This window comes from Mesorhizobium sp. RCAM 05104, from assembly GCF_059683645.1.
In genome coordinates this window covers 6,121,384-6,134,053 of the sequence record NZ_CM185033.1, presented here as the reverse complement: position 1 = coordinate 6,134,053, position 12,670 = coordinate 6,121,384, and the positions used below count along the sequence as shown (strand labels likewise).

The 12,670-nt window shown below is 63.8% G+C and carries 13 protein-coding genes; 7 read left to right on the top strand and 6 right to left on the bottom strand.

Annotated features, from left to right (window positions below; genetic code table 11):
* Positions 1 to 131: 131 nt before the first annotated feature.
* Both gntR and AC56QP_RS30095 read right to left on the bottom strand, forming a co-directional pair.
* Complete coding sequence (gene gntR / locus AC56QP_RS30100; RefSeq protein ID WP_489862180.1) at positions 132 to 1,160, bottom strand: HTH-type transcriptional regulator GntR; 1,029 nt, start codon at positions 1,158 to 1,160, stop codon at positions 132 to 134.
* Positions 1,161 to 1,339: 179 nt separating this feature from the next.
* Positions 1,340 to 2,569, bottom strand: coding sequence for an MFS transporter (locus tag AC56QP_RS30095; protein ID WP_489862181.1), 1,230 nt, complete (start codon positions 2,567 to 2,569; stop codon positions 1,340 to 1,342).
* Positions 2,570 to 2,741: 172 nt separating this feature from the next.
* On the opposite strand from AC56QP_RS30095, the gene AC56QP_RS30090 reads away from it, so the two are divergent.
* Positions 2,742 to 3,029, top strand: coding sequence for a DUF3175 domain-containing protein (locus AC56QP_RS30090; protein WP_489862182.1), 288 nt, complete (start codon positions 2,742 to 2,744; stop codon positions 3,027 to 3,029).
* Between the two features lie 180 nt (positions 3,030 to 3,209).
* On the opposite strand, the gene AC56QP_RS30085 is transcribed toward AC56QP_RS30090, so the two are convergent.
* Positions 3,210 to 3,986: a FadR/GntR family transcriptional regulator gene (locus tag AC56QP_RS30085; RefSeq protein ID WP_489863482.1), complete on the bottom strand. Its 777-nt coding sequence runs from the start codon at positions 3,984 to 3,986 to the stop codon at positions 3,210 to 3,212.
* 102 nt (positions 3,987 to 4,088) lie between these two features.
* On the bottom strand, positions 4,089 to 4,985 hold the full coding sequence (locus tag AC56QP_RS30080) for an NAD-dependent epimerase/dehydratase family protein (protein ID WP_489862183.1): 897 nt from the start codon (positions 4,983 to 4,985) through the stop codon (positions 4,089 to 4,091).
* Positions 4,986 to 5,132: 147 nt separating this feature from the next.
* On the opposite strand from AC56QP_RS30080, the gene AC56QP_RS30075 reads away from it, so the two are divergent.
* On the top strand, positions 5,133 to 6,071 hold the full coding sequence (locus AC56QP_RS30075; RefSeq protein WP_489862184.1) for an NAD(P)-dependent oxidoreductase: 939 nt from the start codon (positions 5,133 to 5,135) through the stop codon (positions 6,069 to 6,071).
* Positions 6,072 to 6,095: 24 nt separating this feature from the next.
* Here the strand turns inward: AC56QP_RS30075 and AC56QP_RS30070 are convergent, their stop codons facing one another.
* Both AC56QP_RS30070 and AC56QP_RS30065 read right to left on the bottom strand, forming a co-directional pair.
* Positions 6,096 to 6,878, bottom strand: a complete 783-nt coding sequence (locus tag AC56QP_RS30070; protein WP_489862185.1) for a FadR/GntR family transcriptional regulator — start codon at positions 6,876 to 6,878, stop codon at positions 6,096 to 6,098.
* A 183-nt stretch (positions 6,879 to 7,061) separates the two neighbouring features.
* Positions 7,062 to 8,051, bottom strand: a complete 990-nt coding sequence (locus AC56QP_RS30065) for a sugar-binding protein (protein WP_256753587.1) — start codon at positions 8,049 to 8,051, stop codon at positions 7,062 to 7,064.
* A 470-nt stretch (positions 8,052 to 8,521) separates the two neighbouring features.
* Here AC56QP_RS30065 and AC56QP_RS30060 point away from each other — a divergent pair, with 470 nt between their 5' ends.
* The 5 genes from AC56QP_RS30060 (at position 8,522) to AC56QP_RS30040 (ending at position 12,651) form a co-directional block, all read left to right on the top strand.
* Positions 8,522 to 9,262 (top strand): ATP-binding cassette domain-containing protein, encoded by a 741-nt coding sequence (locus tag AC56QP_RS30060; RefSeq protein WP_489862186.1) that lies wholly within the window; start codon positions 8,522 to 8,524, stop codon positions 9,260 to 9,262.
* 41 nt (positions 9,263 to 9,303) lie between these two features.
* Positions 9,304 to 10,302: an ABC transporter permease gene (locus AC56QP_RS30055; protein WP_489862187.1), complete on the top strand. Its 999-nt coding sequence runs from the start codon at positions 9,304 to 9,306 to the stop codon at positions 10,300 to 10,302.
* Between the two features lie 13 nt (positions 10,303 to 10,315).
* Positions 10,316 to 11,083 (top strand): SDR family oxidoreductase, encoded by a 768-nt coding sequence (locus AC56QP_RS30050; protein WP_489862188.1) that lies wholly within the window; start codon positions 10,316 to 10,318, stop codon positions 11,081 to 11,083.
* 179 nt (positions 11,084 to 11,262) lie between these two features.
* Positions 11,263 to 12,090 (top strand): helix-turn-helix domain-containing protein, encoded by an 828-nt coding sequence (locus AC56QP_RS30045; RefSeq protein ID WP_489862189.1) that lies wholly within the window; start codon positions 11,263 to 11,265, stop codon positions 12,088 to 12,090.
* A gap of 117 nt (positions 12,091 to 12,207) precedes the next feature.
* Entirely contained in the window at positions 12,208 to 12,651 is a 444-nt protein-coding gene (locus tag AC56QP_RS30040) for an SRPBCC family protein (protein WP_489862190.1), read from the top strand.
* Positions 12,652 to 12,670: the final 19 nt, after the last annotated feature.

Genomic DNA, 12,670 nt, shown 5'->3' with positions numbered 1-12,670 from the left:
AACAAGAATTAGTTGTTACTTATGTATAATAAACAGGCACTACCCTCTATGTTCCACGCCTGCTCGACAAAAATGGTAGCGCTACCAAATCAGCCTGTAAACCGGCATTCGCACAGTCGCTTCTGTGTGTTTCAACGAGCGGAGCTCTCGCGGCGCTTGAGCTCGAAGCCAAGGTCGACGACCCGTTGTTCCGGCCTGTTGCCGGCGATCGCCGCCAGCGCCATGGCGACAGCGCGCCTGCCGATCTCATAGCGGTGGGTGCGGATGCTGGTGATCGAGGGGAACGCCACCTGCATCATGTCGAGGTCGTTGAAGCCGACGATGCCGATCGTCTTCGGCACCGCGATCGAGGCGCGATGGCATTCGAACAGCACGCCAAGCGCGATGTCGTCATTGTTGCAGAACACCGCGTCGAGCGTCGGCACCTTGGCCAGCGCGTCGCGGAACAGTTCACGCCCGAGCGACACGCTGGACGGCACCGGCGTGGTGGTGACAAGGCGCGGGTCGAACAGGCCGGCGGCCCCCATCGCCGCGCGATAGCCTGCCAGGCGCCGCTGCGAGCGCGGGTCCATGCGCGCGCCCATGAAGCCGATCCGGCGGTAACCCACCTCGATCAGATGTTCGGTCGCCGTCCTGCCGCCATCGAAGTGCGAGAAGCCGACCATCATGTCGACCGGATCGGGCCCGGTCTCCATGACCTGAACCACGGGGCAGCCGGCATTCTCCAGCAATTTTCGCGAGGTCGGCGTCTGGTCGATGCCGGCCACGATCAGCGCTGCCGGCCGTTGCGGCGCGAACACCTGCAGCAGCCGCTCCTCCTCGAGGCCGGAATAATGGGTGTTGCCAAGCTGGATGCGGAACGGGCTGTCCGACAGGCTGTCATAGATGCCGCGCACCACCTCGGCAAAGACGTTGTTGGTGAGCGAAGGCACCAGCACGCCGAACACCTCGGCGCGCGCCGAGGCCAGCGCCCGCGCATTCGGGTCCGGCACATAGCCGAGTTCGTCGACAGCGGCCTGGATCTGGCGACGCAGTTCTTCCGAGACACGCTCCGGCTCGCGCAAGGCGCGCGACACGGTTATGGCACCGACGCCGGCCTTGCGCGCGACATCGGCAATCGTGGGGCGGCCGCCGCCGCGGCGTGAGCGCGGCTTGATCAAGGGCGCGCTCCACGCGCCAGGCCGGTGCCGCCACGCACTCGCGAAACCAAGTTCAGCGTCTTTGCCACTGTCGCCATGCCAAACCGGCCTGTTGCCGCACCCACCCGGTTTCTGGGGTCGCGCAGCCTTGGGTGGATGTCAAGGCGCGCGGTTCCCTGGCGATATGGTGGAAAGACGCTTCAGGCCATCACGGCGGCGCTGCGCCTTGCCTTCCACACCAACAGCCCGATCGCCAGCAGGTTCAGCACATTCCAGGCGATGCCATTGAGGAAGGCCGCGGCATAGGAGCCGGTCAGGTCGTAGATCCAGCCCGACATCCAGCCGCCGATCGCCATGCCGAAGATGGTGGCCATCATCACGATGCCGATACGCTGGCCGGCTTCATTGGCCGGCATGTAGTCGCGCACGATGATCGCGTAACAAGGCACGATGCCGCCTTGCGACAGGCCGAACACCAGCGACACGACATAGAGTGAGACGAGCCCGTCGAAGGGAATGTAGAACAGCAACGACAGGCATTGCAGCACCGAACCGATCAGCAGTGTCTTCACGCCGCCGATGCGATCGGCAATGAAGCCGGACGCCAACCGACTGACGACGCCGCCTGCCATCATGATCGACAGCATGTCGGCGCCGTGCGCCACGCCGTAGCCGAGATCCATGCAATAGGCGACGATATGCACCTGCGGCATCGACATCGCCACGCAGCAGCCGAGGCCGGCAACGACCAGCAGCACCTGCAAGGCCGCCGGCGACAGCGAGATCGGTTGCACCGGCCGGCTTCCCGGCGAACCGGCGGCGGCAGCCGCCGGAGCGCCGCGCCGCAGCATCAGCACCAGCGGCACCATGGTCACCAGGCAGAAGACGCCGATGGCTGCATAGGTGAATCGCCAGCCTTCCGCCTTCATCAGCGTCGGAATGATGGTCGGCCAGATCGCTCCGGCAAGGTAATTGCCGGCCGCCGCCGCGGTCACCGCGACACCGCGCCGACGGTTGAACCAGTGCGAGATATCGGCAATCAGCGGCCCGAAGATCACCGAGGTGCCGACACCGATCAGCACCCCTTGAGCAAGGGTGAACTGCAGGATCGAGGTCGACAGCGCCGCGAGCAAAAGGCCGGCGGCGAGCGCGACCGAGGAGAGCAGCGCCGGGATCCAGTAGCCCATACGGTCGATGGCGCGGCCGATCAGCACGTTGCCGGCGGCAAAGCCGACCATGGTCGCGGTATAGGGCATGGAGGCCGCGGCGCGATCAACGCCGAACTCGGCCTGCACGGCGGGCAGCACCACGACCACCGCCCACATGCCGACGGCGCCGATCGTCGCCAGCAACATCGAGATGGCAAGCCGCATCCAGGCATAGGGGCTGTCGATGCCGGAGCTCGGCCGGCTGGTATCTGTTCGGGTCAAGGCGTTTCCTGTCGGCGGGCTCGAAAACCGGCTGCCGTCTGCACCACTATCGGCGCATTCGCCGCGCGCAGCAGCGCCACAGCGGGCAAATCCGTGGCTCCAGACTTCCCACGCGGAACCGACGCCAATGTACGGAGTTTTCCGACAAGCCACCCTGCAAGGGAGTCCTGTCATGACCGCGAAGAAGAAATGGTCGGCCGAGGTGACCGAGCACAGCGACGCGATGGATCTCGAGGATCACATCTTTGAATCCGACGACGCCAGGAAGATTGCCGCCTCTCTCAAGCGATCCGCCCAACACAGTCACCGGCGCAAGGCCGAACCCTTCCAGTCCGCGATGTCGATGCTGAATTTCTACATCAACCGCGCCGGCAAGAACCTGCCCGCCAGGCGCAGGCAAGTTCTCGAGGACGCCAAGGTTGAACTGCGCGCCGCCTTCGGGCGTGACAAGGAAGGTTAGTCGCCCGCGCCACCTTCTGCCGCCACCTTGGGGCCTCATCCAGAAGCTGCAAGGGTCTGGCGGCAAGACAGTCGGGAAGGGCATCAATCCATCCGTCACACGCTATGACAAGGGACCCCCGCGCCGACTATGGCGAAGCCTTCGTCGAGGCCCTGCACCGTACGGGGGTTGGCTATCGACTTACCTGGATCGGATGACGCCGTCGGTGTTGGCGAGCAACTTGCGCACCGCGTTGCGCGCCGCATCAGGGCGCTGCAGCCGGATGTTCTTTTCGATCGCCTCATGCAGCTTCTGCGCATGATTGAGATCGTCAACGGCCCGGGTGGTGAAGGCGAACAGATGATCGAACGCGGATTCGATCAGCACGCCGAGCGGCACCAGAAGATCGTTGCCGGAGGCGCGCAGGATCGCCAGATGGAACCGGGTATCGGCGCGGGTGCGCTCCTGCAGGCTGGCCGCCTCGCCCATCTCGCGGCAGGCCTGGCTGATCTCGGCCATCTGCTCGTCGGTCCGCCGCATGGCGGCAAAGGCGCTCGCTTCCGGCTCTATGATGTGGCGAAACTCCTGCACGGTTTTCAGGAACACCTCGCGGTCCGGCGAGGTCGCGTACCAGGCGAGCACATCGCGGTCGAGGAGATTCCAGCGCTCCTTCGGCTCGACCCAGCTGCCGATCTTGGGTCGGGAGGCCAAAAGGCTCTTGGCCATCAGCATCTTGATCGCCTCGCGCACCGCCGAGCGGCTGACGCTGAAGGTCTCCGACCATTTGGCTTCATTGGGCAGGATGGTGCCGGGCGGATAGTCGCCGCGCACGATCCTCAGGCCAATCTCGTTGGCCAGCGATGTGTGCACGCTGGCGCCCGGAATGCGCGCCGCGTCGGGCCGGCGAACGCCGGCCGGGCGCTCGGCGGCCGCCGCTTTCGACGGCGATTTTTCCTTGTTCGGCTTTGCGTCCCGCATGGGCACCAGAAAGTCCGGTTTGGGCAAGCTGTCAAGCGCGGCAAGCGGGTTGACCCGCAAAGCCGGCGGCTATGCACAATTCACCCGCGAATTGCCCCCCGCTCAAGCGATCTTGACGTATTTGCGCCAGCTGTGCTCCGGGCGGAAGCCGAGCATGTCGCGCGCCTTGCGATTCGACAGCAGGGTCTCGTATTCGCCAAGCTCGCCCTTGACCGGCACGCCAGGATAGAACCGCTGCAAGAGTTCGGCCGTCGGCAGGTCGGACGAGGTGTCGTCATTGGCAGCATTGAACACCTGGAAGCCGAGCCCGTCCTTCTCAATGGCGCGCAGCGTGATCTGGCCAAGGTCACGCGCATCGACATAGCTCCACGCGATCCGCTTACGGAAACCCGGATCGGCGAACCATTTCGGAAACAGCGAATATTCATGCGGTTCGATGACGTTGCCGATACGCAGCGCATAGATGTCGGTGCCATTGCGCTGCGCGAAGGCACGGGCCGTCTTCTCGTTGACGATCTTGGACAGCGCGTAGCTGTCCATCGGGTCGACGTCATAGTCCTCGTCAAGCGGGAAATATTTGGGGTCGCGCGGCTCGTTGGCGAAGACGAGCCCATAGGTCGTCTCGCTGGAGGCGATGATGACCTTGCGGATGCCGAGCTTCACCGCCGCCTCGATGACATTGTAGGTGCCGAGCGCGTTGATGCGGAACACTTCATTGTCGGGTGTGATCATGATGCGCGGGATGGCGGCGAAATGCACCACGGCATCGACCGGTTGCGCCCGCAGCGACGGGTCGAACTCATGCAGGCCCATATAGCTCGACAGCGCGTTGAACACCTGGCCGCTGTCGGTGATGTCGGTGATCAGCGTGCGCACCTTGGGATTGTCGAGCGGCTTGGTGTCGATGTTGAGCACCTGGCAGCCCTGCTCGACCAGATATTGCACGACATGTCGCCCCGCCTTGCCGCTGCCGCCGGTGAACATGATCCGCTTCGCCATTTTGCTCTCCACATCCTCTGGGATTTATGTGTATTGTCAGACAATAAGGCATTCCGCAATCACCTGCCACCGCCTGCGGCAAAAACCCGCCTCGCCTGCGAAAATGGCAGCGCTGAATATCAATCATTGCAAACAGGACGACACGACATGAACACGACCGCCGCGAGCGAAAAGATCGGTTTCATCGGCCTTGGCCTGATGGGACACGGGATTGCCAAGAACATCGTCGACAAGGGCTACAGCCTGACCTTTCTCGGCCGCAAGAACCGCAAGCCCGCGGAAGACTTGGCTGGCCGGGGCGCCGTGGAAGCGGCCACCTCGCGCGACGTGGCAGCGGCATCCGACATCGTCTTCATCTGCGTCACCGGCTCGCGCGAGGTCGAGGCCATCATTCGCGGTCCCGGCGGCCTCAAGGAGGGCTTGAAGAAAGGCTCGGTCGTCGTCGACTGCTCGACCTCCGATCCGGTCTCGACGGTGGCGATTGCCGCCGAGCTCAAGGCGCTCGGCGTCGACTATGTCGATGCACCGCTGAGCCGCACGCCGAAGGAAGCCTGGGAAGGCACGCTCGATGCCATGGTCGGCGCGCCGGACGCCGTCTTTGCGCGGCTGAAGCCGGTGCTCGAAACCTGGGCCGGACGCATCGTCCATATCGGCGACACCGGCGATGGCCACCGCATGAAGCTTCTCAACAACTTCATTTCGTTGGGCTACGCCGCGATCTATTCCGAGGCGCTGGCGCTGGCGCAGAAGGTCGGCATCTCGCCGCCGCGCTTCGATAGCGTCATCCGCAACGGCCGCATGGATTGCGGCTTCTACCAGACCTTCATGCGCTGGACGCTGGAGGGCGACCGCGACGCCCACAAATTCTCCATCGCCAACGCCTTCAAGGACTTGACCTATCTCGAATCGATGGCCGGTGCGGCCGGCATCGCCAACCCGCTCGGCAATGCCACCAAGAATTCCTTCGCCGGCGCCCATGCCACCGGTCCGGCCGAGCAGTTCGTGCCGATGCTGGCCACGCACATCGCCAAGGTCAACGGCATAGACCTGATGCCGACCAAGGATGGCAAGAAACAGACGATTTGAGGGATCGCCGAGCGCGGGCGCCAATCACCGCCTTGACCGTCCGATGCCGTCGTCGGTGTTGGCCAGCAGCCTGTGCACGGCGCTACGCGCGGCTGCCGGACGTCGCAGGCGGATGTTCTTCTCGATCGCCTCATGCAGCTTCTGTGCCTGGCGCTGATCGCCGACCTGTTGCGTCGTGAACGCGAAGAGATGGTCGAGCGCCGATTCGATCAGCACACCGAGCGGCACCAGAAGGTCGTTGCCGGAGGCGCGCAGGATGGCGAGATGGAAGCGCGTGTCGGCGCGGATACGCTCCGGCAGGCTCAAGGCCTCGCCCATCTCGCGGCAGGCCAGGCTGATCTCGGCCATCTGTTCGTCGCTGTGCCGCAGGGCGGCGAAGGCCGATGCTTCCGGTTCGATGATGTGGCGGAACTCCTGCACTGTGCGCAGGAAAGCCTCACGATCGGGCGCGGTCGCGTACCAGGCCAGCACGTCGCGATCGAGCAGGTTCCAGCGCTCTTTCGGTTCGACCCAGCTGCCGATCTTGGGGCGTGACGCCAAAAGGCTCTTGGCCATCAGCATCTTGATGGCTTCGCGCACCGCTGACCGGCTGACATTGAAGGTCTGCGCCCATTTGGCCTCGTTGGGCAGGATCGTGCCGGGCGGGTAGTCGCCACGCACGATCCTCAGTCCAATCTCGCTGGCCAGCGAGGCATGGACGCTCGCTCCAGGCACATGCGCCGAACCGGCACTGCGCACGGCGGCCGGATGGCGACTGGTTTGCACCTTGGTCCGGCTGGGCCGCTTCTTTGACTTTTTGTCCGGCATCCACGTTCCAATACGTCGGCCGTCTGTCGTCCGGAATGGTCCGAACCTGCGCGGCGCGCCGATCTCGTTGCCGAAAAATCCAAATCCTGGGCGCGCCAAAGCTGGAGCCTGTTGCCCCCAACCACCGCGTCCTGTTCGAGAGTTGGCGGGGCGCCCGTTGCCGGGCGCCCCGAAATCGAGAACCTATTTCTGGATGCAGGTGTCGACCGTGTCCTTGGTGCATTCGTCAAGGCCGGTGAACACCGGATCGGCGACGGCCTTGCCTTCGATGAGATCAATCATCACCGACGGTGCCTTGTAGCCCATTTCGAACGGCCGCTGGCCGACCAAAGCGGTCACCAGGCCGTCCTTGGCGATCGCCACTTCGTCGCCGATCGTGTCGGCGGCGCCGATGACGAAGTCGTTGCTGGCCAGCTTGTCCTTCAGCGGTCCGACCAGATCGCGATAGGGCTGCGGTGCGCCGAACAGCGGCCAGCCGCCCATGATGCCGAACGCATCGAGCTTGGGGTTGGCGGCGAGGATGTCGGTCATCGCCTGCACGCCCTTGGCACCATCGTCATTGGTGAACACCGGGCAGCCGGCGACTTCGGTCCAGCCACCTTCGCCGGCAAGTGCAGCGAGGCCTTCCTTGCCCGTCAGGGCGTCGCGCATGCCTTGCGCGCGGCGCAGGATGTTGTCGGCCGCCGGGTTGCCTTCGATGGTGCAGATCGTGCCGCCATTCGGCTTTGCCTTCTTGATGTATTCGCCGATCTTCTTGCCCATCAGGTAATTGTCGGTGCCGAGATAGGTCTTGCGCAGCGCGGCATCTTCCTTGCTGAGGTCGGCATCGACGGTCATGATCGGGATCGTCGGATTGGCGGTCTTGATCGTCTGCGCGATCAGCGGCGCGTTGGACGGCGAAATCGCCATCGCCACCGTATCCGCCTTGCTCAGCATATCCTGGACGATTTGTGCCTCGCCGGCTTCGTCGGAAGTCGACGCCGGACCGGTGTAGAAGCATTCATATTCCGAGCTGGCGTTTTCCTTGTTCCACTTCTCGCAGCCCTGATGGATGGCTTCGAAGAACGGATTGTCGAGACCTTTCACCACAATGACGAGCTGTTTCTTGGCCAATGCCGGCCCGGCGCCAAGCGCCATCATGGCGGCGGCGGCGAGCAAAAGTGATTTCCTCATGTTAGTCCTCCCTTGAAACAGACGGACACGGCGTGCCCGCCACACAAATCGACCGGACGCGTGATGACAGAGGTTCGTTTCGCGAGCACTCGTGTCGCCAAGACAGATCGATAAGCATTTCCAGATGCGGTTTCGGACCGGCTCAACCACATGGGTGCAGCCGGAACCTCGACCGATATATCTTCGCCGATTCCACCGGGCGAACCGCCCGAAGGGATCGGCATAATCTCCTCCGAGGCTTAGCTAATATCGGCTCGCCGCCAACGTCAATGCTATTTGTCCTACAAAACGGATTTTTGAAATAATCCGACCTTGATTCGTCCGACAATTGATTGACGCGCGCCGGCTTTTGCGTAAAAGAACGCTAACGCTGTTTCCGGGAGGAGCTGGGGAGAGCGAGGGCCAAAGCAGCGCCGGCATCCACGCCGGGAACAGCGGCGGGTCACAAAGCACGGGGAGGCAGCAGGCTGGTGGCGGTTCTCGAACTCACCAATATATCGAAGCATTTCGGCGCCATCCAGGCGGTCAACGACGTGTCGCTGTCGATCGAGCCCGGCCAGGTGGTCGGCCTGATGGGCGACAATGGCGCCGGCAAGTCGACGCTGGTCAAGATGATCGCCGGCAATTTCCGCCCGAGCCATGGCGCCATGCAGATGGACGGCAAGGAGCTGATCCTGCACAAGCCGGTCGAGGCGCGCCAGCACGGCATCGAGATCGTCCACCAGGACCTCGCTTTGTGCAACAACCTGACGGCGGCGGCGAATGTCTATCTCGGCCGCGAACTGCGCAAGGGCGTTGGCCCGTTTCGCATTCTCGACTATGCCGCGATGTACAAGCGCGCCGGTCAGATCTTCGCCGAATTGAAGTCCGAAACCCGCCCACGCGACCTCGTCAAGCAGATGTCCGGTGGTCAGCGCCAGGCGGTGGCGATCGCCCGCACCATGCTGTCGCAAGCCAAGATCGTGCTGATGGACGAGCCGACGGCGGCGATCTCGGTGCGGCAGGTGGCGGAAGTGCTGAACCTGATCCGCCATCTGCGCGACCAGGGCATCGCCGTGGTGCTGATCAGCCACCGCATGCCCGACGTCTTCACCGTCGCCGATCGCGTCATCGTCATGCGGCGTGGCCGCAAGGTCGCCGACAAGACGATCGCGTCGAGCTCGCCCGAGGAAGTCACCGGGCTGATCACCGGCGCCATCGAACAGGTTTGATTTCAGGCGTTTTCACCACGCACAGCAGATGAAGGTCGACGATGGCACTGACAATTGACCAGCCGATCGAACACAAACGGCAATCCTTGCCGGCGCGGATGTTTGCCAGCCAGACCTTCTGGGTGGTGATCGCGGTCATCCTCGCCTGCCTGTTCCTGTCGTTCGCCACCGACGCCTTCGCCACCTCGAAGAACCTCTACAACATCACCCGCAACATCACCTTCGTCGCCATCATCGCGCTCGGCATGACCTTCGTCATCATCACCGGCGGCATCGACCTGTCGGTCGGCTCGGTGCTGTGCCTGTCGTCGATGGTGCTGGCCGTCACCATGCATGCCGGCTACTCGATCGAGGTCGGCATCCTGGCCTCTATCTCCACCGCGCTCGCCATCGGCGCCTTCAACGGCATAATGATCGCCTATCTCGGCTTTCCACCGTTCGTGGTGACGCTCGGCATGCTGTCGATCGCCCGCAGCCTGGCCATGGTCGCTTCCAACAACACAGTCGTCTTCCAGTTCGGACCGGACCACGCCAAGCTCTTGTCGCTGGGCGGCGGCGCCTGGGTGTTCGGCATCGCCAATCCGGTGCTCTACACCATCGTGCTGGCGCTGATCACCGGCTTTATCCTGCGTTGGACCAAGTTCGGCCGGCACATCTTCGCCATCGGCGGCAACGAGCATGCGGCGACGCTGACCGGCGTTCCGGTGCGCCAGATTAAGGTTGCGGTCTACATGATCTCGGCGCTTTCGGCGGGCATCGCCGGCGTCATCGAAACCGGCTGGCTCGGGGCCGTCACCACCAACATCGGCACCGGCATGGAGCTGCAGGTGATTGCCGCCACCGTCATCGGCGGGGCCAACCTTGCCGGCGGCGTCGGCACCGCCTTCGGCGCCATCGTCGGTGCGGCCCTCATCGAAGTGATCCGCAACAGCCTCGGCCTGCTCGGCATCAATGCCTTCTGGCAAGGGGTGTTCATCGGCGGCGCCATTCTGCTGGCGGTGCTGTTCGACCGCATCCGCAATTTCCGCCGCAGCGACTAGGCCGAAACGGTCCATGGCAAGCTCCCTGTTCAGTCTCGAGGGCCGGCTGGCGCTTGTGACCGGCTCCGGCCAGGGCATAGGCTTCGCCCTGGCGCGCGGCCTCGCCGAACACGGGGCGAGCGTGGTGCTGAACGGCCGCGACCGCGCCAGGATCGACAGCGCCGTCGAAAAGCTGCGCGATGCCGGCTTCAAGGCGCATGCCTCGGTCTTCGATGTCACCGACTTTCAGGCAGTGAACGCCGATGTCGCCCGCATCGAGGCCGAGATCGGCGCCATCGACATCCTCGTCAACAATGCCGGCATACAGTTCCGCGCGCCGCTCGAGGACTTTCCCGAGGAGCAATGGGAGCGGCTGTTCAAGACCAATGTGTCGGGCGCCTTCCATGCCGGCAAGGCCGTCGCCCGCCACATGATCCCGCGCGGCAAGGGCAAGATCATCAACATCGGCTCGGTGCAGAGCGAACTGGCCCGGCCGAACATCGCGCCCTACACCGCAACCAAGGGCGCGATCCGCAACCTGACCAGGGGCATGTGCACCGACTGGGCGAAACATGGCCTGCAGATCAATGCCATCGCGCCCGGCTATTTCCGCACCGAGATGAACCAGGCGCTGGTCGACAATCCGGAGTTTTCCGCCTGGCTGGAAAAGCGCACGCCGGCCGGGCGTTGGGGCAATGTCGACGAGCTGATCGGCGCCGCCGTGTTCCTGGCCTCCGATGCATCGTCCTTCGTCAATGGGCACACACTCTATGTCGATGGCGGCATGACGGCCTCGGTTTAAGGGGCAATTCGCTCCCGGGCGCTATTCGTTCAGGTACCTATCGCTCAGTCTGAAAATCCTCTGTCGTGGCCGGCTGTGGGTGTCCGCACAGCGACCCCGCCTTGACGCGCGCCCGAACTCGGCCGCACAATCCCCACTGCAGGCGAAGGGAGGCCAGTCGTCTGCGGGAGGATATACCCATGACGGAAGCGATCAGGCTCTACTGGGGCCGGTTCGGACATGTTTCTGTCCTGAATGTCGCAAGCGACTTCGTCACCCATGCCCATGGCGAGGCACATCTGATCATCTGGTTGGAAGGCACCGCCGGCGAGATGACCGTCGGCCGCGAGACGGTACGGCTCGGCCCCCGCACCGCCGCCGGCATCAACTCCTTCCAGCCGCACAGCCACGTCCTGTCGCAGAACGGCACGCCGGGCCTGTTCCTCGCTTTCTACATCGATCCGGACTGGGCGCGCCGCCGCCGCGACCTGCCTTCCTCCGCGCCGTTGTTCTCGCAGGCGGCAATCAACCTCGAGCCGTGGCTGCACCAGGCCGCCGCCAACCTGCTCGACCATCTCAGCGACAATGAGAGCGTCGATGATGTCGCCAACTACGAGATCGAACGCTTCATCGACAGCGTGCTCGATGCCGCCAATGCCTCGGCGCCGCAAGAGGCGCGCATCCGCATAAACACCATGCAGGATTTCCGCGTCCGCAAGGCGATCCAGTTGATGAGGGCCAACGTCTGCGAGCGCATCTGCTTCGACGAGGTGGCGCGCAGCGTCGGCCTGTCGCGGCCGCACTTCTTCGCCCTGTTCAAGGAACAGACAAACCTGACGCCCAATGTCTACTGGAACACGCTGCGCATGGAAGAAGCGGTGCGGCAGTTGCAGTGGTCGCAGGAGCCGCTGATCTCGGTCGCCTGCAATCTCGGCTTTACGACCCAGGGCAATTTCTCGCGCTTCTTCCGCGACCATGTCGGCGTGCCGCCGACGCTTTATCGCGAGGCGGCGCGGGCGATCGCCTGAACCACCTGCCGCCACCTTTTTCAGACTCCTTGATACGCACTCAAGACGCATTGATAAGCGCCCCGGAGACGGCCGCCCTACCCTTGCCCAAGTGTCGCATTGCAAGGGAACATCCATATGGCGAAAGTCACCATCTCCAGCGTAATCGACGCGCCGGTCGAACAGGTCTGGGCGCGCATACGCGACTTCAACGGACTGCCGAGCTGGCATCCGCGCATGGTCGAAAGCCATATCGAGGACGGCAAGGACGCCGGCACGATCGGCTGCGTGCGCAACTTCCAGCTCGCCAGCGGCGCCCGCATCCGTGAAAAGCTGCTCGACTTCTCCGACGCGAACTTCCTCGTCAGCTATTCCATCCTGGAGACGCCGCAGCCGCTGACCAACCACAAGGCGACACTGCAATTGCGGCGCGTCACCGATGGTGACCGCACCTATGCCGAATGGACCGCCAGCTTCGACGCGCCGCCCGAGGAAGCCGACAAGCTGGCCGAGGGCATGGGCGCCAATGTCTTCCAGGGTGGCTTCAACGCCCTGAAGAGCCATTTCGCCGGCCAGAATTGAGCCGCAACGCGGGGGCATG